The organism is Myroides phaeus, from assembly GCF_900099675.1.
In the GTDB taxonomy this organism is placed as follows: domain Bacteria; phylum Bacteroidota; class Bacteroidia; order Flavobacteriales; family Flavobacteriaceae; genus Flavobacterium; species Flavobacterium phaeum.
Map to the genome: position 1 here is coordinate 1 of NZ_FNDQ01000003.1, position 26800 is coordinate 26800.

Consider the following 26800-nt stretch of genomic DNA (forward strand, 5'->3'; position numbering starts at 1 on the left):
ATGCAGTTTTACTGATTTCCCACGTAATGGAAAATCTTCGATGGTAGTCATAGGATAAAATCCTTTGGAAACTAATTGTCTATCTGGAAGTTGATGACCATAATCGTTTTTTTCTTCGAAGTAAATATCTAAACGACTATTTAATTCTTCAACTTTTGTAATATTGAAATGCTCTACCAAGTACTCAGGTAGGATTAGTTTTAGTATTTCTTTGCTATCCATCATGATGCAAATATATTATTTTACAACTTCCTCCCCAACTTTTGTGCTTGATCCATAGTGATGAATATAGTGCAAAAAGCTCAGCCAATCTGTATCTGAAAAAATCACTATTTCCAACTCCTCTGAATCAGCTCTGAAAAAAGAACTAAAATAATATTTCCATAAATCAGACTACGCTCTTCATCAAAAAACTCACATTCCTTACCACCTTGTTAAACTAAATAATACAAGTTGAATACTCATATCTTAATGCCCCACCTATTCCCTTCTGTTGCAATAATATTTTATCCAATACACCATTGCAAAATAGATACTATACAGAATTAAAATAAAAAAACACTCTATTTACAAAACATAAAATACTCAATACCAGACACAAGAAATAAAATACAATAAAAACCCCAAATTTTATTGTATCTACCTATTGCAGAATACATATTTTACGCTATATTTGCACTCGCAATACGGAAGTAATTAGTGTTGCAAACCAAATGAAGCTCGGGTGGTGGAAGTGGTAGACACGCTGGACTTAAAATCCAGTGAGCAGTAATGTTCGTGCGGGTTCAAGTCCCGCTCCGAGTACAAAAGTTCTAAACTAACGTTTAGAACTTTTTTTTTGCACTATTATTAAGTTTCTTAGTCCCAAGATAAGTTAGCAATCAATAAAACTAACGTAAATTCGAAAAATGAAAAAGTCCCTATCTAATCTTCATTTTATAACATTATTACTGATAAGCATTAGTTTTATTGTACTCACCTCTTGCGCCAAAGAAAACAGCAATACACCTCCTTTTGAAGAGGATACAATTGCTAAAGATTTACAAATTAAAGCAGATTCCTTATACAACCTAAATCAACTAAAAAGCGCTTTTCATAGCTACCTGGATTCTAATCTTAGATTTAAAAAGCAAAAGGACTCCCCTAACATCACTTATAACAATTTAAAAATAGCCTCAATATACCTAATAATTGGCGATCCAAATAGTGCACAAGAAGTTGTAACCAACGAATTGAGGTACATCAGTGAAGGTCCAAATACATATCGCTTTTACGTTTATTCAATATTATCTATTTGTTATTCTGAATTAGAAGACTATGAAGCTTCCATTGCTTATAACAACCTCTCTCTTGAATTAGCTTCATCCGATTATGAAGTCAAAATGATTGAAAACAACAATGCTTTAAATTACATTAAACTACAACAATATGAGAAAGCTATCCTTTCTCTACAAGCCATTTTAGATAGTAAAGCTTTTGAAGGACATTCAGGAGAAGAAGCACGTGTATTAAACAATTTAGGACAAGCAAAGTTCCTATTAAATAACAATGAAGGACTTGAAGAACTTAAACGAGCTTTGGCTTTAAGACTACCTACAAATCTTCCAGATGACTTATTTTGGAGTTACGTCAACTTAAGTGAGTACTACCAAGCCCATGATAAAAATATAGGTAAACAATATGCTCAAAAAGCATTTGACATTGCACGTGATTTTGAAAACAAAAATCAGAAATTAATTGCTCTTGAATACCTGATCAAAAACGAAGACTATAATCCCTATAACAAATACACGAATATTGACTATATAAATCTATCAAAACAAATAACAACTGAAAATCAACAAGCAAAAAATCAATATGCTAAAGTTAGATATGACTTTGATAAACATTCACGTGAAAATGCAAAACTGAGATACGACTTACAACAAACTGAAATAACGGTTACGAAGCAATACAATGTTATCTTGCTTATTTTTCTTTTTATAATCATTAGTGCTTCTATATTTGGACTCATTTATAAACAATTAAAAAGAAGACACAAAAAAGAAAAATTAGAACAAGTTTATATCACTGAAACTACAATTGCTAAAAAAATACATGACGAACTTGCTAATGATGTGTTTAACGTACTTACACTTTCTCAAAACTTTAAACTTGATACTGAAAAAACAAAAAACCATTTAATTAATGACTTGGAACTTATCTATAAAAAAGCTCGTAATATCTCCTTACAGCATAGTTCTATTAGTACGGGTACAAAGTTTAAAGAGCATCTTACAAACCTATTTAACGAATACAATACAGCTGCTTGTAGAATTATAATTACAGGTTTAGATAAGTTTGATTTTGATCAATTAGACAAAACTCAAAAAATAACTTTGTATAGAGTTATTCAAGAACTACTTGTCAATATGAAGAAACACAGTATGGCAACCTTAGTTGTTTTCAAATTTGAAGATTTAAAAAACAAAATAACCCTCTTTTACTCTGACAACGGAATTGGCATCATTCAAAAAGAAATCATCTCTAAAAATGGTTTATCGAATATGGAAAACCGCATCAAAAATATAAACGGAACAATTACATTTGATAATGAGAATAAATTAGGTGTAAAATATTTCATACAATTACCCAAAAGTTATGATTAAAAAAATTCTTGTAGTTGAAGACTACGACAGTATAAATGTTGGAATTGTAACTGCTTTATCTGAACAAACAAATGCAGAAATTTACAGTACTAAATACTGTGATGATGCTTGGTTAAAAATACAGAGTGCAGAACACAACAATTCTCCTTTCGACTTAATTATCTCTGATTTGTCCTTTGAACAAGATCACAGAGAAACCAAACTACACGGAGGAATTGATTTAATTAGACAAGTAAAACAATGCTACCCTAAAATAAAAATTATCGTTTATTCAATTGAAAACAGATATATTGAAATCAACGACTTATTAGAACATTTACAAGTAAATGCTTTTATCAGTAAAGGAAGAAATAGTATCAAAGAATTAGTAGAAGCTATTAATTACATTCAAAAAGATACAAATGTACCTTATTTATCAGCAGAGATATTTGAAGTAAAAAACAACCCTACTTCTCTTATTTTACAAGATGAAGATTTAGCAATTCTAAAATTACTTTCAGAAGGATATTCTCAAAGTGAAATGGGCAATAAACTAAAAGAAGATGAACTCTGTATTTCCAGTAAGAGTAGTATAGAGAAACGCATAAGTAAATTGAGAATTTCTTTAAACGCTAAAAATGCAACTCACTTAGTTAGCATTGCAAAAGACATGGGAATTATTTGAAACAAAATGACATAAAGTATCAACTAATAAGGTTTCCCGTAAAGGACACTTAATGTCAATAGGTATCTTTGTAAACGGAAAAGTTACAAGTTTTTAATATGTTCAGAATGATTACCTCTCTAATCGTGTTATTAGGGATAAGTATTAGTTGTGGTAGGCATCATAACGATAAAGAATACGAAAAAACACATAATCTTGATATACCTAAAATCAATTTAGACGCCTGTTTAGAGACTTACAACGAATACGTGAACAAATACCCTGTTTTATTCCAAAAAGCCCTCTATGGTGATAAAAAAGCATTAAAAGAATACTCAGATTTAATGCTATCTATTGCTAAAATAGAAAACAAGATTAATGAGTTATCAAATGCTCACGAATTGCCTTATCGACAATTTAAAAAATATAAGGAGCTAAAAAGTAAATTAACTCCATAAAAAAAAGCAGAAGATAAATATCTTCTGCTTTTTTAGTATTAAGATGCAGCCTCAAGGCGTTGCAATAAATTCTTGTTTAAGGCGTGTTCTGTATATTCTTTATCAACATTCAGTTCTTTCACCTCATCTTTACTTGGCAACTCATACATTGCATCCGTTAAGATTGCTTCACAAAGAGATCTCAATCCACGAGCACCTAATTTATATTCTAAAGCTTTGTCTACAATATAATCTAAAGCATCTTCTGTAATAGTAAATTTAATACCATCCATTTCGAATAACTTCTCATACTGTTTAATCAAAGCATTCTTAGGCTCTGTCAGAATTGCTCTTAGCGTTTTACGATCCAATGGATCCATATGAGTCAACACAGGTAAACGTCCAATAATTTCAGGAATTAAACCATAGTCTTTAATATCTTTTGGAATAATGTACTGCATTAAATTGGTACGATCTACTTGATCAACTTCTTTAGCAGAACTATACCCTACTGCTTGGAAGTTTAAACGTTTTGAAATAATTCTCTCAATACCGTCAAATGCTCCACCTGCAACAAATAAGATATTCTTTGTATTTACTTCAATGAACTTTTGGTCAGGGTGCTTTCTTCCTCCTTTAGGCGGAACATTAACAACACTTCCTTCCAACAATTTCAATAAAGCTTGTTGCACCCCTTCACCAGACACATCACGTGTAATAGAAGGATTGTCGCTTTTACGTGCAATTTTATCGATCTCATCAATAAAAATAATACCACGTTCAGCTTTCTCAACATCGTAATCTGCAGCTTGTAAAAGTTTAGTCAAAATACCTTCAACGTCTTCTCCTACATACCCTGCTTCTGTAAGTACTGTTGCATCAACAATTGCCAATGGTACGTTCAACATACGTGCAATAGTTTTTGCCACTAATGTTTTACCTGTCCCCGTTTGACCAACCATTAAGATGTTACTCTTCTCTATTTCGATGTCTTGATCTTCGTTATTTAATTCCTGTAATAAACGTTTATAGTGATTATATACAGCAACAGCCATAACTTTTTTAGTTTGGTCTTGACCTATAACATATTCGTCTAAGAAAGCTCTAATTTCCATAGGCTTTTTCAACAATAGATCACTTGAAATAGCCTCAAGCTCTTTCGCATCATTCTCTTCTAAAATGATATCATAAGCTTGCTCTACACAACGATCACAAATATGAGCATCAATACCAGCTATAAGAATATTCGTTTCTGCTTTTGGACGACCGCAAAACGAACATCTCTTTTCATCCTTTGCCATAAATAATTATTCTCTTATTAATACCTCATCAATCATTCCGTACTCTTTAGCTTCTTGTGCTATCATCCAATAGTCACGGTCGCTATCATGGTGTACTTTTTCCATTGATTGACCAGAGTGCTTAGAAATAATTTGGTATAATTCGTCTTTCAACTTCATAATCTCTCTTGCTGTAATCTCGATATCTGAAGCTTGACCTTGCGCACCTCCAAGTGGTTGGTGAATCATAACTCTTGAGTGTGGTAATGCAGATCTTTTCCCTTCCGCACCAGCACATAACAATACAGCTCCCATAGAAGCAGCCATACCTGTACAAATAGTAGCTACATCAGGTTTAATAAACTGCATAGTATCATAAATACCTAAACCAGCGTAAACACCTCCTCCAGGAGAATTTACATAAATACTAATATCTTTTTCGTTATCAACACTTGCTAAGAATAACAACTGCGCTTGAATAATATTAGCAACATAATCATCAATCCCTGTTCCTAAAAAGATAATTCTATCCATCATCAAACGAGAAAAAACATCCATAGAAGCTACGTTCATTTGTCTCTCTTCAATGATATATGGAGTCATACTACTTACAATTTTATCGTAGTACATACTATTTATACCGTGATGCTTAGTAGCATACTTTTGAAACTCTTTACCTATATCCATATGATAATTCAATTTTTTTTGATTTCTAAATATAAAAAAAATAAGCGTCTTTCCTTAACAGAAAGACGCTCAAATATACTTATTTTTTTCCGGATATTATTCTCCGTACATTTCCTTAACGAAATCTTTGTAAGAAACTTCTTTAACCTCAGCTTTAACTTTTTCGTTGAATAAAGCTAACATTTTGTCGTTCATCAATTGCTCAGAAATACGTTTAACCTCTTCTTGGTTAGACATAACTCTTGCAACGATATCTTCAACCATTTTATCGTCTGGTTCAGCTTGTCCGAATTGAGCCATTTGATCTTTGATTAACTTAACAGTAAATGCTTTTACTTCATCAAAGTTTAATTGTAACTCATATTGAGACATTACTTTTCCTTCAACTAATTGGAAACGTAAACCTTGCTCAGACTTAGCGTACTCAGCAGCAGCTTCTTCAGCAGTCATTCTTGTTTCACCTGCAGTTTCTAACCATCTTGTTAAGAATTCAGCTGGTAAATCAAATTTAGTATTAGCTAATAAAGACTCATAAACATCGTTTACAAATTTTTGATCAGCTTGACCTGCGAATTGTTTCTCAGCGTCTTCTTTGATTTTTTCTTTTAATTGCTCAACAGATGTTACAACACCTTCTCCGAACAATTTGTCGAATAATTCTTGGTTTAATTCAGCTTTCTCAGTTTCGTTGATTTCTTGAATAGTAAATACTACGTCAATTTCTAAACCGTGAACAGCATCGTGGTCAACACCTAAGTGCTCCATAAGTTTGTGATCATCTTCAAATAATCCTTTAGTACTTACAGTAACTTGCTCACCAACTTTTTTATTTAAAAATTTCTTTTGGTTTGTTTTAGTTCTGAACGCTTCAACAGCTACTTTAGTTTCTTTGTTAATTCCAGCTTCTTCGTTAGTAAATGTACCTACTAATTCTGAAGTTTCTTCAACAGCTTCTTTAGAAACTAACTTTCCATATTGTTTTTGGATAAACTCAACTTGCTCGTCTAACATTGCGTCATCTGCAACAACTTTGAATTTAGTAACGTTTACACCTTCTAAGTCAACAGTGAACTCAGGAGCCAATCCTAATTCAAAATCAAATTTTAATACATCAGCATCCCAGTCAAAATTTTCATTGTCCACTGGTAATGGATTTCCTAAAATATCTAATTTTTCATCTACAAGATAGTTTCCTAATTTCTCTTGCAAAATTTTGTTCACTTCTTCGAACAATACTGCTTTACCGTATTGTTTAAGAATTAAACTCATTGGTACTGCACCTTTTCTAAATCCTGGAACGCTTGCGTTCTTTTTGTAGTTAGATAAAACATTATCTACATTACCTTGATAATCTTCTTTTGCAAGCTCAATAGTTACGATTGCATTAAGAGCATCTACATTATTTCTTGTAATATTCATTTTTGATGTATTTACATATAAAATTGGGTTGCAAAAATAAATTATTTTTACAACCCAACCAAGTTTTTAAGTAATTGTATTTCAACTATTAATTTTTTATCTTCTTTGCGGCTCGCCTTTTTGAAGGAAGCCATTTACTATTGATTGACAGAAAGTCAATACTACACTAAATAAAAGTGCGTACCAAAAATTATCAACAGTAAATTCTTTCACAAAATAAGCACTCAATTGAATAATCACTGCATTGATAACTAATAAAAATAATCCCATTGTTATTACTGTTGCTGGCAAGGTTAAGAAAACCAGAACTGGTCTTAAAAACATATTTAACAATCCCATAGCAACGGCTACCCATAGCGCTGTTGTCCAACCCGTAACTGCTACTCCTGGTAATAACCAGCACAAAAACATAACAATAGCAGTCGTTATTAATAATCTAACAATTAGTCCCATAATATTTTTTTTATAAAAATAAGGAAAATTATTTATTTGAAGCAACCAAAGTAGGCCCTGGATATACGGCAGGATTAACTAACGGAATAGTTGCATTATAATGCTTATTAATTACTCTTAAGATTTCAGCCGAAATAAACGCATATCCTCTTGCATTTAAATGCACCCCATCTAAAGAAAACATTACTGTATTTAAATTACCCATTCCCTTAAAGTAATCAGCTGTATAAATCTGACCATCTTCTACACGAAGACCAGCTACTGCTTTGTTTAAAACATCATTCATATCCGCTACTGCAAGTCCTTTTGTAGCCGCTACTGCTCTAATGATATTATTAAACTGTACTGTTGCTTCTTTTACTTTCTTTTGTTCAACAGGATTCAACACAAATGCATCACTTAAAGGAAAAGTTACTCCTACTTTAAGCATCTCATCCATTACTGCACTTCCTGTTGATTGCGGTAAAGAAGCTCCAATTTGAGGTTTACTTGTTAATAGTAACAAATCTTTATCTGTTGCGTGTCTCGCTTTTCCAAAAGCTTGTGCTACCAATTTAATTTGTGGATCACTTATTGGAAAAGGAAATTGTCCTGCAGCAACTACAGCTTTAATACCCCCTTCTAACAAAGCAGACATATCTGTCAGTGTTCTATCCTCAATTAACAATGGATTAGCGTGCTCTTTAGAAAACAATTGCAAACGATCTCCTTGTCCTCCTTTAGCTAATATTTGTTTCAACATACCAACCAACATATTTAATTGGTCTATTTTTTCAACACCTATTAATTCTGGTGTCAATGGGCTATATGGCACAGTTGTAAAAAACGGTATAGCTGTTACATCTGGAATTGTTGCTACAACTCCTTTTGCCCCACCTGAAACTAATGTATTTGTAATTGTTTCATAAACGTTTTTAAACACTCCTGCGTGTGTAATATCATTTGGTCCATATTGAGCAGGATCTAATCCTCCCTTTTCATTTTGATCAACACCTTCTCCACCAGAAGTTGCATAAGACAATACGTCATTTGCTCCAATCCAGTTTGTAAAGAAAGTAGGTTTTAAAGACATAGCATCTCCTAAAACAGTAGCATCATCACTTGTAGCTGTTCTTACGAAATACGGGTTAGCCTTTCCTGCTGCTAATCCAGCAATACTACCATATCCTTTAGCTAATAAATGATATGTTTTAGCTCCAGGAACTCCCGCATTATGATATGCTTTTTTCTGCTGTGCTGTAGCTTCAATCGTACTTGTACCTTTAATATTCTCAGGTCCTCCTGTAGACATATTAATCACCATTCTTGTTTTAAAGTTTGGATTTTCAACACCTCCAAACAAAAAACCACCTACATTATTAACGTCATCTGCAAAAGATGGTTGCGTAAATTCTCCTCCACCAACTGCTTTAAACTGATTAGCTAAAATATTAGGGAATGAATTTTCTTGTCCAGAACGGAAAACAGTTCCGTCCATATATCCAGCTGTCAATGAATTACCTATTGCAACATAAGAGCTAAAGTCTGCATCACCTGCAGAGTAAGTCCCACCATCAATTTTATCTTCAAAAGAAGGTTCACAAGAAGCCAATAAAGCAACTGCTGGTAATAATAATAAATATCTTTTTTTCATGTTCGTTCTTCTTTAAAATTAAAAACTATAGCTTAGACCAATACCTCCACTTGTTACAGCACTCTTATATGTTCCTCCAAAAGAAACATTTTGTCCATCTTCCATGTAGTAATCGTATGAACTATTTGTATCACTGAAATGTAAATAAGAGAATACTAAATCTACACCAATACCATTTTTAAATTTATATGTCAAACCACCTGTATAAGCTCTTGAATCGTTACGTGGTGTTTCTGGAGCAAAATAACCCTCTTGAACTGGTGTTTCGTCAAAATACCAACCTGCTCTTAATGATAATTGCTCTGTTGCCTTATACTGAACACCTAAACGGTATGTACTTGAATCTTTATAATTACGAGCATTCACTGATTTTCCAACTGCCGGATTATCTACGAAGTCAATTACTAAAGAATCATATAATTTCCAGAAAGTTCTGTTATAGTCAAAAGCAAAAAGCCATTTGTCCCATTCATAAGAAGCTCCAACTGTTAATTCAGCTGGCAAAGGCATTTGCGCTTTGATTTTTCCATCTTTAAACAATGACTGTCCAAAAGCAGGAACATCGTGGAAGTGTGCTTTTCCATCATTTGCCTTCATAATAACCTTAGATCGGTAGTTAAGACCAAATCTTAAATGATCATCAACATTAACCATATATCCTGCAGTCCACCCCCAAGCAGTTACACCTTTTGCCTCAACAGTAACATCTGTTCTGTTTCCTTGCTCATCCGTCATACTGCGAGATACGTTTCTATTAAAAGTTACCCCTCCATTTACAAAAACAGGTCCCCCTCCAAAACTGAAGTGCTTACTAACTTTCACTGCAATTGTTGGTTGAAAATAAATAGCCTTTAAATCAATATTATTTACCAAGTGAGAACCTTGCCAATCTTGATCCCAATCAACGGCACTTCCATAAGGAGAATACACAGCTAAACCAACTGTTAACCAATCTGTAGCCTTATAAGATCCATACGCATAAAAAGGAGTACCCGTATTTCTTGTCTTATTTTCCCAACCATAAGTTTTGTTTTGAAATTTTGTATCAGCTACTAAAACACTTGCTCCTGCAGAAAAGTTAAATCTATCTTCCAAATAAACAGATGCCGCGGGGTTAAAAAACATTGTTTCTGCTCCACCTACTACTGCAACCCCGGTATGTCCCATCGCAAGTTGCTTATTGCCTTGCATTGCTACTCTATACCCTCCAGCAAATGCAGAATAAGACACTAAAGTAACAAGAGACAATGATAATAATTTTCTTATCATAATTGACTGTTATTTAAAATTCGTTTATTCCAAATATATATAGTAAATAGAGTTTGACAAATTTTTAAGTCTTATTTTAACAATTAAATTTCCTTCTTTTAATTTTTATTCAGCAAAACAACAAAATAAAAGAGAAAACCAAAACAATATTAACCAAATTAAATGAAAAAATAAATTTTAAGCAACAAGCAAAATACTCCACAAAGCTCTTTTATATTAAAAAATATTCATTTCACATACACTTTCCTCTCTATGAAAGTTTTAGATCCTACAAAAAACGCTAATCAACTGATATTTATCTTAAATAAGTTATTATTCTTCAAAGTACTCAAAACGATCAAAAAAGAGAAACTTCTATTATAAAAGTCCTTGTTCTGTTTCTTTAATGACAATAAAATGCGCTATCTCCCATATTTTTCCCTACCATATTCGAAAGAAGTACCACACATATACCACACATATACCACACACTTTCGGTAAAAAGGTCGATTACCGAATGAATGTGGTACTTATCTCGAACTTGTCTCGAACAAGGTCTAACCAAACCCCTTACAGCCCCCGTATTTACAAGCACTCCAAGAATATCTAAAAAGTATTTGCAATGGTATTTAATAAGACCTGTAAAAAACACAACCGCCCTATCTACATTTTAAAATAGAGGCCAATAAAAAAAGGTAAGCAGATTACTCTACTTACCTTTTATATCTCATTTAATAATATCTAAAAAAGATTACTTATCTCTCTAGAAAATCTTTTACTATTTCATAAAACATTTGTGGATTTTCCGCATGTAACCAATGTCCTACATTTGGAATTGTTTGCACTTCAGAATTTGGAAAATGCTTTAAAATCACTTCTTCATCTGCTTGTTGAATATAATTAGATTTGCCCCCTCTTATAAACAATGTCGGATTTGAAAAATAGGCATCTTCCTCTAACGCTTCACCTACTACCTCTTCATTCGCTCTAAAAGCATCTAAATTAAAACGAAATGCCAATTGTCCTGGTTCTTTCCAATACAAACTCTTTGCAAGAAATAATCGAGTACCTTCATCTTTAATTTCATTGCGCAATAAATCATCTACATCTCCACGAGAAGGCTTTAAAGTAAAATCTACTTTACTTAAAGCATTCAAGATAATTTGATGATGTGGAGGATATTCTCTTGGTGCAATATCAGCAACAATCAATTTAGTAATGCGATCTGGATATCTATCTGCTAATTTCATTACTACTTTCCCTCCCATCGAGTGTCCTAAAGCAATTGCATTAGCTAAATTATGATTATCCATATAACGTATTACATCCTCCACCATTAAATCATACGACCAATCCATTGAATGAAAACTGCGCCCGTGATTTCTCAAGTCTAACAAATGCACTTCATATCCTTGGTCTGCCATTTGCTTTCCAAATGTCTTCCAATTGTCAGACATTCCAAAATAACCGTGAATTACAAGAAATGGAATTCCTCCTTCTCCTTCAATTTTTGAATAAAGAATTTCTGCCATTACGATAATTTTCTGATATACATATTTACTACATTCTCAATTCCTAAGTAGATAGACTCTGCGATTAAAGCATGTCCGATAGATACTTCTAAAAGATTTGGAATATTATTTTTAAAGAAAGCAATATTATCAAGACTTAAATCGTGTCCTGCATTAATACCTAAACCTAACTCTGTTGCTAATTCCGCAGCTTTCACGTAAGGTTCGATTGCCTTCTCGTTTCCTTTTCCATATTGGTAAGCAAACTCTTCTGTATAAAGTTCAATACGATCAGCGCCTACTATTTTAGCACCTTCAATCATATCTAAAACTGGATCTACAAAGATTGACGTACGAATACCTTTTAAACGGCATTCATCAATTACTTCTTTTAAAAAATCTTTATGCTTGATTGTGTTCCATCCAGCATTTGAAGTTAATGCATCAACTGCATCAGGAACAAGAGTAACCTGGGTTGGTTTACACTCATAAACTAACTTCAAGAAATTGTCCATTGGGTTACCCTCAATATTATATTCCGTATAAACAACGTCCACTAAATCTCTTGCATCTTGGTAACGAATATGTCTCTCATCCGGTCTTGGATGAACAGTCACACCTTGAGCACCAAATTTCTGAACGTCTCTTGCTACTTGTAATAAATTTGGAACGTCTCCTCCTCTTGAATTACGTAGAGTAGCAATTTTGTTGATATTAACAGATAGCTTAGTCATATTTTTAAATTTTAAACACAAAAATACAAACTATAATTAACGTCTATTGTTTTATTTTTGATTATTTTGCACTACTAAATTAGAGAGTGTATTATGTTGGCGTCAGAAAATTTACTTACCACAGATTTACCTATCTGCAAGATGAACACTTTAATCGAGGAAATACTCCCTCAGTTAGAAGATTGTTCGTTTACCCATTTTCCTATTGTTGACCAAAACAACAATTGGCTTGGTAATATTTTATTGGAAGATTTACAGAATGCTTCTCCTGCTCAGTCGGTAGAAGACATTATGTACGACATAGAAAAATTTTACTTAGTAAATCACAATGACCTCAACCCTTTTGATTTCTTTGATTTGTTTCATAAAAATGACACAAATATTATTCCTCTAATTGATGAAAACGGATTACTACTTGGTGTTTTTTCAAAAGAAACACTCTTAAATCAATGGAGTAAGACCTTGTTTTTTGAAGAGAAAGGCACATCTTTTGTTGTAGCAAAACACCTACAACACTATAGCTTTACTGAAATCACTCAAATTGTTGAAAGTAATAATGCCAAGATTTTAGGAATTCTATTACTTGAAGCGAGTAATGATATGTTCCATATTCTAATAAAAACAAATGGTATTAACACCCAAGTAATATTGGATGATTTACGCCGTTACAACTATGAAATACAGACAAATCTTTTAGATGATTCTCATTATAATGATTTAAAAGAAAGATCTGATTACTTAAATAAATATCTAAACATATAATATGAAGTTTGCGATTTATGGACAGACGTGTAAACCTATTGTACAAAATATTGTACGCAGGTTACTAAACCTATTTCAAAATTATGATAATACTGAAATTATCTTTGAAGAAGGATTTCACCGTCTATTGAAGGAACAAAATATTCTTGACAAAGAATATGAAACGTTTGGAAATTCAAATAACCTAACAAGTGATGTGAATTTTTTTATTGGAATTGGTGGAGATGGAACATTACTGAGAGCTGCTAATTTCATTAAAAACACAAATATTCCTGTTGTAGGAATTAACGCTGGGCGTCTTGGTTTCTTAGCCAATGTACAGCACGATAATTTAGAAGAACAAATTCCTTTGTTGTATAAAAATGAATTTAAAAAGTCTAAACGCTCTCTTTTAAGCTTACAATGTACTCCTGAAGAAAACAATAAATTTGATTTACAATTTGCTTTAAACGAAGTTACTGTTTCAAGAAAAAACACAACTTCAATGATTACGGTTGAAACTTATTTAGATGATGAATTTTTAGCTACTTATTGGGCAGATGGACTGATAATTTCAACACCTTCTGGATCTACAGGGTACTCTCTAAGCTGTGGTGGTCCTATTATTGAACCAGAAACAGGATGCTTTGTACTTACTCCTTTAGCACCACATAATCTAAATGTAAGACCTTTAGTAATTAGAGATAATTTGACAATTAAATTGCGTGTGAGTTCAAGAGAAAAACAGTTCTTAGTTTCTTTAGATACTACCACAGAAGCTGTGGATAATGACACGGAAATTACAATATCAAAAGCACCATTTACTATTGACCTTGTAGAATTCCCTAACCAAAGTTTTATTAAAACATTGAGAAACAAACTTCTTTGGGGAGAAGACAAAAGAAATTAATTCTAATACAACAAGCTATACTTTTTAAGTAGTTTTAGCGTTTTAAAAATCAGAAAGAACTATATATGTGAATATCCTACATAAAAAGTTACTCTTTTAAAATACGATATTACTATATTTGCAAATTATTTTAACAGAATGAACAAAATCCTAATATCTCTTTTAGTGTTATTTACAGCTACTATTGCTCAAGCACAAATCCACGAAGTTGGACTTGGAGTTGGTGGCTCTAATTATGTTGGAGATGTTGGGTCAACTAAATACATAGACCCTACAAATGTAGGTTTCAATGCTTTTTATCGTTGGAATAGAAGTCCCCGTCACTCTTATAAAGTGAGCATTTCGCAAAATAAAATATCAGGCAATGATGCCAAATCAGATATGCAAAGCCGAAAAGCAAGAGGATATAGTTTTACTAATACAATACAACAAGTTGCGGTAGGTATTGAATTCAATTTCTTTGAATTTGACTTACACGAAGAAAATTTTGGGTTAACACCTTATTTATACGTTGGAGTTGCTGGTATTCGTTATAATGATTTACACTATAGGACTTTCGAACCGATTGATTCATTTGATCCGACAGGAATTGATGATCTTGATAAATTGAATAAAAAATCTACTGATTTGGTTAGAGGTTCTAAAACAAATTCTGTTGCGATTCCTTTTGCTGGAGGTATAAAGCTTAGACTTACTTCACAATTGAATTTAAACGCAGAAGTAGCGGCGAACTATACATTTACGGATAACTTAGATGGTAGTCACCCTAAACAAGAAAATAGAAAATCCTACCGTTTTGGAAAAAATGGAAACGATTGGTTTTTCTACTCGAGCTTAACACTAAGCTACACTTTTGGTAAAAACCCTTGTTATTGTGCAGACTAAATGAATTTGAAAGAACAAATAGACGTAAACAACATCCCTCAACACATTGCTATAATTATGGATGGTAATGGTAGATGGGCAAAGAAAAAAGGATTCTTAAGAACTATAGGGCACGAAAATGGTGTGAAATCAGTACGTACTACAATTAGTGAATGTGCTGCTATGGGCATTAAATACTTAACGCTTTATGCTTTTTCTACGGAAAATTGGAATAGACCAAGATTTGAAGTACAAAAATTAATGGAGATCTTAATTAAGTCTTTAAAGAAAGAATTACCTACTTTCACTAAGAATAATATCAAATTAAATGCTATCGGTGATTTAACACTTTTACCTAAAAAAGTACAAGAAACTTTACAAGAGGTAATTGATAGTACGAAAGACAATACGCATATGACTTTGACCTTAGCATTGAGCTATGGTTCAAGAGCTGAATTAATTAATGCTGTAAAAGAAATTTCTTTTAAAGTTAAAAATAACTTAATTTCGGAAGCTGATATTGACGAATCAGTTATTAATAATCATCTTTACACTAATGACCTACCTGATGTAGATCTATTAGTTAGAACAAGTGGAGAGCAGCGTATTAGCAATTTTTTGCTTTGGCAAATAGCTTATGCTGAACTTTATTTTACTGAAGTTCTTTGGCCAGATTTTACTGAAGAAGAACTTTACAAAGCCATTCTTACCTATCAAAATAGGGAAAGAAGATTTGGAAAAACGAGTGAACAAATTAAATAAAAACGAATCTAATGTTTCAAAAAGGTACATCTCTTTTTGCACTGTTTATCGCAGGTTTAATATATACTAGTGCTCAAGCACAGGATAGTATAAACATCCCTTCTTTTGAAGCTCCTAAGCACTATGTATTAGGAGATATTGTAGTATCTGGAAAATTTAGCTTAAATCCTCAGACGATAGTTACTTTCACTGGTCTAAACAAAGGTCAGAAAATTGCAGTGCCAGGAGAAGAAATTTCTAATGCTCTAAAAAAGCTTTGGAACGTTGGTTCTTTTACTGACATTAATATTTACGAAACATCTGTAAAGAACGATACTATAAACATTGAGTTAACGCTTAATGAATTACCTCGTTTAAACAGTGTTAAAATTAAAGGTTTCAAAAAATCTAAGTCTGAAGCGCTTATCAAAGAAGCTAAATTGACTAAAGGTAAAATTGTAAACGACAACTTTTTATCTACAACAAAATATTTCTTGTTAAACAAATACAAGAAAGATGGTTTCTATAACACAAAAGTTACTTTAAATACTGTTCCTTCTGATTCTACTAATAGAAAAGTAGATTTATTAGTTGGTATTGATAGAGGTAAAAAAGTACGTATTTCAAAAATTACTTTTGATGGTAACCAACAGTTGACAGATAAGAAACTGAAAAAAGCAATGAAGGAAACAAAAGAACGTAGTCCTTTTAATCCATTGCGTATATTTAAATCTTCTAAATTTATCAAAAATAAATATGAAGAAGATTTAACTAAGATTGTAGATAAATATAAAGAAAGTGGGTACCGTGATGCTCGTATCATCGCTGATACTACAAGCTATGATCCTAAAACAAATCGCATAGCTATTAATATCGATGTTACTGAAGGAAATAAATACTACTTCGGTGATATTCGTTTTATTGGTAACACAGTTTATACAAATAGTCAGTTAAGAAATATCTTAGGTATTCAAAAAGGAGAGACTTATAATGGTATTCTTTTAGACAAACGTATTCAAGATAACACAAGACCTGATGGCTTTGATATTACTAACCAATATCAAAACAATGGTTATTTATTCTCTCGTATTACACCTGTTGAAGTAAAAACAGCAAATGATACTATTGACTTCGAAATTAGAATTGCTGAAGGACCAATTGCTAAGTTTAATAATGTAACTGTATCAGGAAACGAGCATACTCATGACCATGTAATATATAGAGATCTAAGTACTCGTCCAGGAGAAACTTGGAACAAAGCATTAGTTATGGAAACAATGCGTAAGCTTGGTTCTTTAAACATCTTTGATCCACAAGCAATTAATCCCGATATCCAAAATGCTGATCCATCTTCAGGTACTGTTGATGTTGAATGGCAAGTAGCTGAAAAAGGTTCAAGTCAAGTTGAGCTTCAAGGTGGTTACGGTGGAGGTGGTTTCATCGGTACGTTAGGTCTTTCGTTTAACAACTTCTCGTTGAGAAATATATTTAACAAAAAATCTTACCAACCTTTCCCAATGGGAGACGGACAAACAATGGCGTTGCGTTTACAAGGAAGTACATATTTCCAAACGTATAGTTTAAGTTTCTCTGAGCCTTGGTTTGGTGGACGTAAACCAATCAACTTCTTTGGTACTGTTGCTTATAGTAAACAAAACCTATATGACTACGTGAATAGACGTACAGACAGAAGTAGAGGTTTTAATATTACAACATTACAATTTGGTATTGCAAAACGTTTAAATATTCCTGATGATTATTTTGTATTATCTCATACATTGAGTTTCCAATATTATGATATGAACAATTACAACACAGGACTATTTACTTTTGGTGATGGTGCTTCGCGTAACTTGTCTTATCAAATTGAATTAAGAAGAGATAACCGTGGTATGGACCCTATCTTCCCTACTTTTGGATCTTTCTTCAGTGTTAGTGGTAAATTCACAGCTCCTTATTCTGTTTTCAACAATGTTGATTATAAAAACTTAGGAGATAAAGAGGAGTACAAAAGACGTGCTTTAGCGAATTCTATTGATCCTGTAACAGGAACATCTATTCCTGAAGGAACGTACTTAAATGAGCAAAACAGACCTGTTAATAACTGGGAAGATGCAGCAGCTGATATAGCTAAAGTTGACCAAAAAAGATTTAACTGGTTAGAATATTATAAATTGAAATTTAAAGGAGACTGGTACACTACAGTTTTTGATAAGTTAGTTCTTAGAACAACTGCTGATTTTGGTTTTATGGGAGCATATAACAATAATCGTGGGGTTGTGCCGTTTGAAAGATTCTATTTAGGTGGAGATGGTATGGCAAACTTCTCTTTGGATGGCCGTGAAGTTATCCAATTAAGAGGTTACCAAAACCAAACATTAACTCCATATAATGACAGAGGTGAACAAGTAGGTGGTACTATTTATAACAAATTCTCGTTAGAATTACGTTACCCAATTACATTGAAACCAAGTGCATCAGTTTATGTATTGTCATTTGCTGAAGCAGGAAATGCTTATGAGTCATTCAAACAATATAGTCCTTTTGAACTGAAAAGATCTGCAGGATTAGGTGTTAGAGTATTTATGCCAATGTTTGGATTGCTTGGTATTGACTTCGGATATGGATTTGATACAGTTCCTGGAACTACTCAAAAAAGTGGATGGCAAACGCACTTTATCCTTGGTCAATCGTTTTAATGTACTTGTTGCATAAAATTTGATTAAAATGAGAACGCTATTAGCCTTTATTTTTTGTATATTTAATATTACCTTTCTCCTTGCACAAGGAGGAAGTGCTCGTGTGGCTTATATTGATATGGAATACATATTAAGTCAGACACCTGAATATATAGAGGCAACAAGTCAATTAGACGAAAGAGCTGGTACTTGGAAAGCAGATATAGACAAGAAAAAAGCAGAAATTAAAAAGTTAAAAGATAATTTAGCTGCAGAAAGAATTCTACTAACTCGGGAATTAATTGAGGAAAAAGAGGAAGAAATCTCCATTTTGGAAGATGACCTTTTTCAATACCAACAAAAAAGATTCGGTACGAGTGGAGATTTAATTACACAGAAAGTTATGCTCGCTAAACCTATTCAAGACCAAGTGTTTTCAGTGGTTGAAGATATAGCTGAGGCAAGAAAATTTGACTACGTTCTTGATAAAAATAGTGAAGCTACAATGGTCTTAGCTACAAAAAGGCACGATATTAGTGACCTTGTTCTAAGAAGAATGGCTACTTCTCGTAGAAAACAGGGTATGAGCAAAAAGCAAGTACAGGCTGTAGAAGAAGAAGAAGAAATCGAAGATGCAATGTCATTAAGACAAAGTCGTCGTGAAGAACAAAAACGTAGAAAAGAAGAGGCTGAACGTATAATGCGCATTGAAGAAAAGAAACGTCAAGAAGAACTTTCTACTAATGCTGCGTATCAAAAACAACAAGAAGCTCTACGCTTAAGGGAAGAACAGATCAAAGCTCAGCAAGAAAAACAAGACAGACTTGCCAGAGAAAGACAAGAAAAAATAGACGCTCAGAAACAATTACAGCAAGAGAAAATTAAAGAAGCTGAGCAAAAAAGAGAACAGCAAGAAGAAAATAAACAGCAAGCAATCAAGGATCGTATAAAAGCCATTGAAGAACAAAAAGAAGAGGCAGACAGACGAAAAGCTGAAAGAGAGCGTTTATTAGCTGAAGAAAGAGAGCGTAGAAGATTACAAGCTCTTGAACAAGACTCTAAAAAATCAACAATTGATGTTGAAAAATTAAAAGAAGAACGTAGATTAGCTCAGGAGAAAAGAGAAGCTGAGCAAAAACGTAAAAAAGAAGAAGCTCTGAAGCGCAGACAAGAATTAATTGACGAAAATCAACGCAAACAAGAAGAAAGACGTCAACGAATTCTGAAAGATCAAGAAGAACGTAAAGAGCGAATTGAAAAACAAAAAGCGGAAGCTTTAAAACAAGCTGAAGAGGCTAAAACAAGTAAATAACGAGAAATTTATAAAATCAAAAATCGAGACAATGAGAAAAATGAAATCTTTATTAATCGCAGCTGTTATGTTCTTAGGTGTAAGTTCAACTGCTGTTATGGCTCAAACGAAAGTAGCACACGTTGATGTAAGAGCATTAATGACTGAGTTACCAGCAATGAAAAATGCAGAAGCTGAATTAAAGAAAATTGGTGAGGGATATCAGAAGAATTTTGAAACTATGATGAACGAATACCAAACTAAAATTCAAAAATACCAAGGTGAAGCTGCTACTGTAGGTGAAGCTAAAAATGAAGAAAGAGCTAAAGAAATTGATGAATTACAACAAAGAATTCAACAATTCCAAACTACTGCTCAACAAGACCTTCAAAAGAAAGAGTTAGAGTTAACTCAACCTATCTATGAAAAAGCTTTAGCTGCTATTCAAAAAGTTGGTCGTGCAAAAGGATTCCAATACATTATGGATTCTTCAATCGGACAAGGTGTTCTTTTAGCTGATGGTACAGATTTAATCACTGACGTTAAAAAAGAATTAGGAGTAAAATAATTCCTAAAAAAAGAATAAAATATTTAAACCACTCTTTATCAAGAGTGGTTTTTTTATATTTGTATATGAATAAAAACAATCCTATAGGTTTATTTGACTCCGGCATTGGCGGAACCACTATTTGGCAAGAAGTTAGTCTTTTAATGCCAAATGAAGATACTATCTTTATTGGCGATCAACGTAATGCGCCTTATGGGATAAGACCAAAACAAGAAATCGTAGATCTATCATTTAAAAACATTGATTATTTATTATCACTTGATTGTAAAATTATCGTTGTTGCGTGCAATACAGCTACTACTAACGCTGTTAAAGAAATGAGAGAGAAATACCAAGTTCCTATTATTGGAATCGAACCGGCTATCAAGCCTGCTACTATTCTAACAAAGACTTCTAAAATTGGTATTTTAGCCACAAAAGGAACCATTACAAGTGACTTTTATAGTGCTAAAGTAAAACAATACCCTCATATTGAAATAATCGAGCAAATCGGCTATAATTTAGTCAACCTCATCGAGTCTGGAAAAATACACTCTGACGAAATGAAAGAACTGTTAGCCTCTTATGTTACTCCAATGGTAGAGAAAGGAATTGATACCCTTGTTTTAGGATGTACACATTACCCCTATTTAAAGCCAATTATAGAAACTATAATACCGGAAGGAATACAAATTATTGACTCAGGTAAAGCTGTTGCTAAACAGACTAAAAAGGTATTAAGTGAGCTTGACTTACTTACTGATCGAACAACAAAAGGAACAAACTACTTTTTTACAAATCACGACTTGAATATCTTAAAAGAGTTTGCTCCATTTGATGGTATTATTGAACACAGAGAGTTTTAGTTTATAAACACCCCATATCCCCAATTAGATATAAAGTTAATTGAATTTTTTAAATAGTTGACTTTGCATATGATCTCAATAAAAAAGGTCAATACTCAATTGAGTATTGACCTTTTTGTTCTATATAATTTACTTCTTTATTCCTTGTACCAGCTTGAATACATAACATAATTATTAGCTATGCGTTCTACTTCTCCTCCAAAATCTGAAGCGTTGATATCTTTTACTTTCTTAGCAGGAACTCCTGCATAAATAGCACCTGATTCAACAACTGTGTTTTGTGTTACTACAGCACCCGCAGCAATAATTGTATTGCTATGTACCACACAATTATCCATCACTATTGCTCCCATACCAATTAATACATTGTCGTGAATAACACAACCGTGTACTAATGCATTATGTCCTATCGAAACATTATTACCAATTATTGTAGGGTGCTTTTCGTATGTACAATGAACCACTGCTCCATCTTGTACATTTACTTTATCTCCTAAAACAATTGAATTTACATCTCCTCTAATGACAGCATTAAACCAAACACTGCAATTCTTACCAAACTTTACATCTCCAACTATAGTAGCATTCTCTGCTACATAACAATCTTCTGGTATCTGAGGACTTTTGCCTCTTACTTCTTTTATAATCATAATATAGTGCAATAAAAAATCCCGATAAATATCGGGATTTTTTTAATTAGTCTTTTACTCCAGGACAATTACAATCTAAACTTATGCGCTTTGGAAATAAGTTAAACCCTACTGTAAACTGGTGGAAACCAGAATTACTAAAAGTTACATCTCCTGTTAGCTGTGAATAAGAATAAGAGAACATTACATTCTTATAATTTCCTCCTACTAATGGCGTAATATATTGTAATCTTTCTGTTTTTGTTTTACCATTTTCAATATGATCTGCACCATCAAGACTTGTTCTGTATGATACTCCAGCCCATATTCTACCAAAATCAAACTGTCTATAAACTTTCATATTTATATCCATTGTTTTCTCTTGTGTTTCTTCAGTATATTGGAACATAGCAGATGGTTCATATATCCAACCCGTACCATATTTAGTGTTTCCAAAGCTATACCCTGCTCCTAACAAATACTTGCGCAGATTGTTACTTTCTGCATCAGAATACATCTTCTGTGTACTTGATACTGCATTTTTAACTGTCAACATAGAAAAGAAGTTTCTATAGTGATAAGCAGCTCCAAAGTCTACTGAGAAATAAGAATCCTTAGCCTCTATTCCTCCTCCTATAGTTGGATCAAAACTACCTCCAAACTCAGACTCATCTAAAGTTGTACGAGCAAAACCAGCACTCATACCAAAAGACAATTGATTCAAATCATAACGAGATTCACTAAACGAAATATGGTAAGCATAAGTTGCTTTAAAACCTGTTTGTTTATGATAACCGTTTTTATCGTTAAAGGCAATAATACCAACACCTGAATTATCACTTAAACGACTACTCGCAGCTAAAGTCATCAACTTAGGAGCATCGTCTACATCATTCCATTGTTGTCTCATTGTCATCCTAACTTGAGTACTATTTTTTATACCCGCCATTGCAGGGTGTAAAAGATAATAGTTATCAGCCAAATATTCTGAGTACACAGATAAGCCTTCTTGTGCAAAACCAAATTGCGACAATAACAATGCTACAGCTAAATAACGTTTTCTAAATATCTTCTTCATAACTTAATTATCTTTTTAAAGAGAAGTGTCCTTTGTAACTTACTTTACGTCCATCTAATTCTTTATTGGCTACAAAATCAGTAGTAAACTCTACTGTAAACCAATAGTCTGTTGAAGGCAACTGTTTTCCATTAAATGTACCATCCCATCCTTCTCCTTGTGGACTCATTTGTTTTATCAATTTACCATAACGGTCATAAATATAAATTCTCGCTTCTGGGTGTCCTTGTAATCCAGGAATATTCCAAGTGTCATTATATCCATCTCCATTTGGAGTAAAGAACTTTGGATAACCAAAAACAGAGAACGTAGTAAATGCAGAACATCCTGATGCTATATCACGTACCCAAGCAGTGTGCTCTCCAATCGGAACATTGTAAAAATGACTTGACGGTTGGAATGCTCCTGTGTCAATTCTAAACTCGTACCCGCTTGTAGTACCACTTGCTAATCCTATAACAACAGCTGCTTGACCTTGTTCATTAACATCTAAAGAATTGATCATACCTGTAGAGTCTGTGTTTTCAACTTCTACAACTAATATATCTTTAACTGTCCACTCATTACTTTTTATACAAGCCTCCACAGCTGGATAAGGGTTATCTTTATACTTCACATTTACACGATATCTTCCAGGTTTAGAAATCTCCTCTTGCATTTTATCTTTTAAAGATTTTTCTAAAGGAAGCCACTTTTCACTACCGTTTTCATAATATCCTTCAAACTTATACCAAGTAGTAGAATACTCTTTTCCATCCTCTGATTTAACGCCTAAAACAACTGGAGTAATAGCACCATTATCATTCATACACAACTGAGGCTCATCTACATCTTGATCAGAGTAAAAAGAAACGTTCGGATAAATATTTGATGAAACTCTAAATTTACTAATATTATCATCTCTTTCTGCTTTACAAACAAAACCTTCTTCCATTATTACACGTGCATAAATTGTATCAGAAATTTGCCCAAGAGGTAGTTTATATTCCTGAACATCAGATTCATTCATTCTGATATCATTCTGTGCATCTGAAAATGTTTTATAATAAGCAACTGATAATTTTGCGTCTACAGGATTAATTGGAACATTCAAATTTTGTCCTTTGAAACTTGAATTAAGTCTTCTTAAATCAACAAAATCTTCTGTCTGGCAAAAATTTATAATTGAATTACCTAATTGAACTGTTTTTAGTTCACTATATCCAACAGAGACATAGAAATATGACCAATTGAAATTTGTTCCTTCTTTTTCTGATAAACGAACCCAGATTCTGTCTGCATTATTTTTTTTAATGACATATGTCTCCGGTAAAGGATTAACATTATTCTTAGCATCCTCTTCAGTAGCGTGGTAGCTCACAACATAATCATCTTTATCTTTACCCTCCTTGATTATCATTTCTAAAGCTTCGCTATTTTTTTCTGTTAAATCAACAAAGATCTCATCATCCTTATCCTTAGCAACACAAAAACCTTTATTGGTTAAAGGTATAGCAATAGAAGGTCGATTAGTGAATAGCATTTTAATATCTACATCTTTCCTTCCTTTAGGGTTTGTTTCCAATAATTTATCTGTAACCGACACATATACCTTTTCAACAACAGCTTCATCAAAAACATATTTAGTAATATCAGTAATAGCTTTTTTTACAAAATGTCCATTTGCGTCTTTAGCTACTTCAAAAAAATCAAGTCCTAAATAAATAGAGTCATCGCTAGCTCTTAACTGTTTTCTTACAACCGATAAATCAAAAGTTCCTTTATTTTTTCCATCAATATTAGTATCATCAATTTGTCCTTCCACAGTAGCAGAATACTGATCCAAAATCACTTCTTCTATATGTAAACGAAACTCACGACTTCCAAATACTTTCGCATCATCTTTACTATAAACCTTTATTTCAATAACTTCATTATTATAACCTACTATTGGAAAATCCACATCAGGTTTAGACGGTATTGCAATTTTTTCAGGGTTACTAGTTCCATTAATCCCTTTTCTATAAACTTCATATGAAGTAAATTGTCCATAATATATCATATTATACTGAGGTGCAATATTAAAAGTAGCACTGCTATCTGCTTTTCCACTTTCATACATATCGCGCAATGACACTAATTGATCATTGAAATCACAATCAGCACTATTTGATAAAGAAACACTAAAAGCAACAGGTTCTCCTCCCTTTTCATCTAGTACAGAGTAAACTCTAACCCAGAACATCTTAGGTTCTCCATCAATAGCAACATATTCAGAGGTCAAAGGCGAATTACTATTAGCTTTGTCATAAAACAAATACTTATATCCTCTAGGCAACCTATCATTTCCTTCTTCATCTTTTCCCTCTAATGCTTCACTCAACAGAATATTAAACTTCGTTGCTACATGTTTTGAAGGAACACACTTTATTAAATCTTGAGGCTTCCCAACTTTAACCTCTGGTTTTTGTTCATCTTGATCGTTATAAACCTCAGCTAATTCTGTCTTACCCAGATAATCAAAAGGGTTTGTACCTCCTACCACAGTTCCTACTGATAAGAAACTAAAAAGTACAAATAATAAAAGCCACTTTCTTTTGCCCATTTTACCGCTATATTAAATTGTTATTGCTTACTAATGTTAATTAAATGTTTAAAAATCTTATCTTCGTGACACTTAGAATTTTTCTTTGTTAATTTTGAAAAAACAAAAATAATATGTCAAAAATACAAATTCAAGATACGTCAAATCCAGCTATTATAAAATTTGTTTTACCAGATTTTATAACTAAAGGTGATAACTATGAGTTCAAAAACATTGACGAGACTGCAAACTCTCCTCTTGCGAAAGAACTTTTCTACCTTCCTTTTGTTAAAACGGTTTATATCTCAAATAATTTTATCGCCATCGAAAAATTTTCAATTGTTGAATGGGATGAAGTAAAAGAGACCGTTGCTGATCAGATTGAACTTTTCATCGCTAAAGGTAAGAAAATCCTAATAGATTCTAAAAAAGAAATAAAAAAGCAACCAATTACAATTTATGCTGAATCAACACCAAATCCTGCAGTATTAAAATTCGTTGCTAATAAATTATTAACAAAAAAAGGAGTAGAATTTAAAAATATTGATGAAGCAAGTTCATCTGCTCTTGCGAAAGAATTATTTAAATTATCTTTTGTTAAAGAAATCTTTATTGATGAGAACTACGTTTCTATTTCTAAATATGATGCTTACGACTGGAATGAATTCGTAAACTCTACAAGATCTTTTATCAAAGAGTTTTTAGAAAACGGAAACTTAGCTGTTGATGAATCATTAATTACAGATACAAAAGCAATTGAAGAGCACGAAGAACAACACTTCGATTCTTTAGATGAAAAGTCTCAACGCATCATCAATATCTTAGAAGAATATGTAAAACCTGCAGTACAAGCAGATGGTGGAAATATTGCTTTTCAAAACTATGACGAAGCTACAAATACAGTTCTTGTAATGTTACAGGGAGCTTGTAGCGGATGTCCTTCTTCTACTTTCACATTGAAAAATGGAATTGAAAATATGCTTAGACAAATGTTACACGACAATGCAATCATTGTTGAAGCATACAACGGATAATAATCCTAAACTTATAACATTAAATAGGCTATCTATATTTAGACAGCCTATTTTTTTATATCCTCTACATTGTAACCTACATCTACCTACATATAGATATCTATTCTAAGTAGTTAAAACTCACACACTCCTTTTCATTTAAAACAATACTCCTCAACTTTATTC

24 protein-coding genes and 1 tRNA gene are annotated in these 26800 nt (G+C 32.7%); 13 read left to right on the forward strand and 12 right to left on the reverse strand.

The features are described from left to right. Positions 1-225 (reverse strand): ISAon1 family transposase N-terminal region protein (locus BLT46_RS01975; protein ID WP_449406504.1); only part of this gene is annotated, 225 nt, incomplete at its 3' end. 493 nt (positions 226-718) lie between these two features. On the opposite strand from BLT46_RS01975, the gene BLT46_RS01980 reads away from it, so the two are divergent. The 4 genes from BLT46_RS01980 to BLT46_RS01995 all read left to right on the forward strand — a co-directional run bounded on the left by BLT46_RS01980 (position 719) and on the right by BLT46_RS01995 (position 3749). Beyond that, positions 719-804, forward strand: a tRNA-Leu gene (locus BLT46_RS01980). Between the two features lie 104 nt (positions 805-908). Then, positions 909-2648: a tetratricopeptide repeat-containing sensor histidine kinase gene (locus tag BLT46_RS01985; protein WP_090405400.1), complete on the forward strand. Its 1740-nt coding sequence runs from the start codon at positions 909-911 to the stop codon at positions 2646-2648. Further along, positions 2641-3312: a response regulator gene (locus BLT46_RS01990; protein ID WP_090405402.1), complete on the forward strand. Its 672-nt coding sequence runs from the start codon at positions 2641-2643 to the stop codon at positions 3310-3312. Before BLT46_RS01985 ends, BLT46_RS01990 begins: the two co-directional genes overlap by 8 nt. 98 nt (positions 3313-3410) lie before the next feature. Beyond that, positions 3411-3749 carry a hypothetical protein gene (locus BLT46_RS01995; RefSeq protein WP_090405405.1) on the forward strand — a complete coding sequence of 113 codons (339 nt, stop codon included), beginning with the start codon at positions 3411-3413 and terminating at the stop codon, positions 3747-3749. Between the two features lie 38 nt (positions 3750-3787). Here the strand turns inward: BLT46_RS01995 and clpX are convergent, their stop codons facing one another. The 8 genes from clpX to BLT46_RS02035 all read right to left on the reverse strand — a co-directional run bounded on the left by clpX (position 3788) and on the right by BLT46_RS02035 (position 12693). Continuing rightward, complete coding sequence (gene clpX / locus BLT46_RS02000; RefSeq protein ID WP_090405408.1) at positions 3788-5029, reverse strand: ATP-dependent Clp protease ATP-binding subunit ClpX; 1242 nt, start codon at positions 5027-5029, stop codon at positions 3788-3790. Between the two features lie 6 nt (positions 5030-5035). Then, positions 5036-5695, reverse strand: a complete 660-nt coding sequence (gene clpP / locus BLT46_RS02005; RefSeq protein ID WP_090405413.1) for an ATP-dependent Clp endopeptidase proteolytic subunit ClpP — start codon at positions 5693-5695, stop codon at positions 5036-5038. Positions 5696-5791: 96 nt separating this feature from the next. Next, positions 5792-7114, reverse strand: a complete 1323-nt coding sequence (gene tig, locus BLT46_RS02010) for a trigger factor (RefSeq protein WP_090405415.1) — start codon at positions 7112-7114, stop codon at positions 5792-5794. Positions 7115-7210: 96 nt separating this feature from the next. Next, positions 7211-7567 carry a phage holin family protein gene (locus BLT46_RS02015; protein WP_090405901.1) on the reverse strand — a complete coding sequence of 119 codons (357 nt, stop codon included), beginning with the start codon at positions 7565-7567 and terminating at the stop codon, positions 7211-7213. A 28-nt stretch (positions 7568-7595) separates the two neighbouring features. Further along, positions 7596-9200 carry an SGNH/GDSL hydrolase family protein gene (locus tag BLT46_RS02020; protein WP_090405418.1) on the reverse strand — a complete coding sequence of 535 codons (1605 nt, stop codon included), beginning with the start codon at positions 9198-9200 and terminating at the stop codon, positions 7596-7598. An 18-nt stretch (positions 9201-9218) separates the two neighbouring features. After that, positions 9219-10469 carry an OmpP1/FadL family transporter gene (locus tag BLT46_RS02025; protein WP_090405421.1) on the reverse strand — a complete coding sequence of 417 codons (1251 nt, stop codon included), beginning with the start codon at positions 10467-10469 and terminating at the stop codon, positions 9219-9221. A gap of 734 nt (positions 10470-11203) precedes the next feature. Continuing rightward, positions 11204-11980 carry an alpha/beta fold hydrolase gene (locus BLT46_RS02030; RefSeq protein WP_090405424.1) on the reverse strand — a complete coding sequence of 259 codons (777 nt, stop codon included), beginning with the start codon at positions 11978-11980 and terminating at the stop codon, positions 11204-11206. Beyond that, positions 11980-12693: a pyridoxine 5'-phosphate synthase gene (locus tag BLT46_RS02035; RefSeq protein ID WP_090405428.1), complete on the reverse strand. Its 714-nt coding sequence runs from the start codon at positions 12691-12693 to the stop codon at positions 11980-11982. The genes BLT46_RS02030 and BLT46_RS02035 overlap by 1 nt, the downstream gene beginning before the upstream one ends. Positions 12694-12834: 141 nt before the next feature. Between BLT46_RS02035 and BLT46_RS02040 the strand changes: the two genes are divergently transcribed. From BLT46_RS02040 to murI, 8 genes are all read left to right on the forward strand, one after another. Further along, positions 12835-13455 carry a CBS domain-containing protein gene (locus BLT46_RS02040; protein WP_245722921.1) on the forward strand — a complete coding sequence of 207 codons (621 nt, stop codon included), beginning with the start codon at positions 12835-12837 and terminating at the stop codon, positions 13453-13455. Position 13456: 1 nt separating this feature from the next. Continuing rightward, positions 13457-14344 (forward strand): NAD kinase, encoded by an 888-nt coding sequence (locus BLT46_RS02045; RefSeq protein ID WP_090405434.1) that lies wholly within the window; start codon positions 13457-13459, stop codon positions 14342-14344. Between the two features lie 138 nt (positions 14345-14482). Beyond that, positions 14483-15229 (forward strand): type IX secretion system protein PorG, encoded by a 747-nt coding sequence (gene porG / locus BLT46_RS02050; RefSeq protein ID WP_090405437.1) that lies wholly within the window; start codon positions 14483-14485, stop codon positions 15227-15229. After that, positions 15230-15970, forward strand: coding sequence for an isoprenyl transferase (locus BLT46_RS02055; RefSeq protein ID WP_090405440.1), 741 nt, complete (start codon positions 15230-15232; stop codon positions 15968-15970). Positions 15971-15981: 11 nt separating this feature from the next. Beyond that, complete coding sequence (locus tag BLT46_RS02060; protein WP_090405443.1) at positions 15982-18648, forward strand: BamA/OMP85 family outer membrane protein; 2667 nt, start codon at positions 15982-15984, stop codon at positions 18646-18648. Between the two features lie 28 nt (positions 18649-18676). Next, positions 18677-19939 carry an OmpH/Skp family outer membrane protein gene (locus BLT46_RS02065; protein ID WP_090405446.1) on the forward strand — a complete coding sequence of 421 codons (1263 nt, stop codon included), beginning with the start codon at positions 18677-18679 and terminating at the stop codon, positions 19937-19939. A 31-nt stretch (positions 19940-19970) separates the two neighbouring features. After that, entirely contained in the window at positions 19971-20486 is a 516-nt protein-coding gene (locus tag BLT46_RS02070; protein WP_090405449.1) for an OmpH/Skp family outer membrane protein, read from the forward strand. 65 nt (positions 20487-20551) lie between these two features. After that, on the forward strand, positions 20552-21331 hold the full coding sequence (gene murI, locus BLT46_RS02075; RefSeq protein WP_090405452.1) for a glutamate racemase: 780 nt from the start codon (positions 20552-20554) through the stop codon (positions 21329-21331). A 137-nt stretch (positions 21332-21468) separates the two neighbouring features. Here murI and BLT46_RS02080 read toward each other — a convergent pair whose 3' ends face one another. From BLT46_RS02080 to BLT46_RS02090, 3 genes are read right to left on the reverse strand one after another with little or no spacing between them, the layout of a single operon-like run. Continuing rightward, positions 21469-21981 carry a gamma carbonic anhydrase family protein gene (locus tag BLT46_RS02080; RefSeq protein ID WP_090405455.1) on the reverse strand — a complete coding sequence of 171 codons (513 nt, stop codon included), beginning with the start codon at positions 21979-21981 and terminating at the stop codon, positions 21469-21471. Between the two features lie 46 nt (positions 21982-22027). After that, the gene (locus BLT46_RS02085) at positions 22028-23038 is read right to left on the reverse strand and encodes a PorP/SprF family type IX secretion system membrane protein (protein ID WP_090405458.1); all 1011 of its coding nucleotides are present in this window, start codon (positions 23036-23038) and stop codon (positions 22028-22030) included. 7 nt (positions 23039-23045) lie between these two features. After that, complete coding sequence (locus tag BLT46_RS02090) at positions 23046-25622, reverse strand: T9SS type B sorting domain-containing protein (RefSeq protein WP_090405460.1); 2577 nt, start codon at positions 25620-25622, stop codon at positions 23046-23048. 113 nt (positions 25623-25735) lie between these two features. Here BLT46_RS02090 and BLT46_RS02095 point away from each other — a divergent pair, with 113 nt between their 5' ends. Then, the gene (locus tag BLT46_RS02095) at positions 25736-26635 is read left to right on the forward strand and encodes a NifU family protein (RefSeq protein WP_090405463.1); all 900 of its coding nucleotides are present in this window, start codon (positions 25736-25738) and stop codon (positions 26633-26635) included. Positions 26636-26800 lie beyond the last annotated feature (165 nt).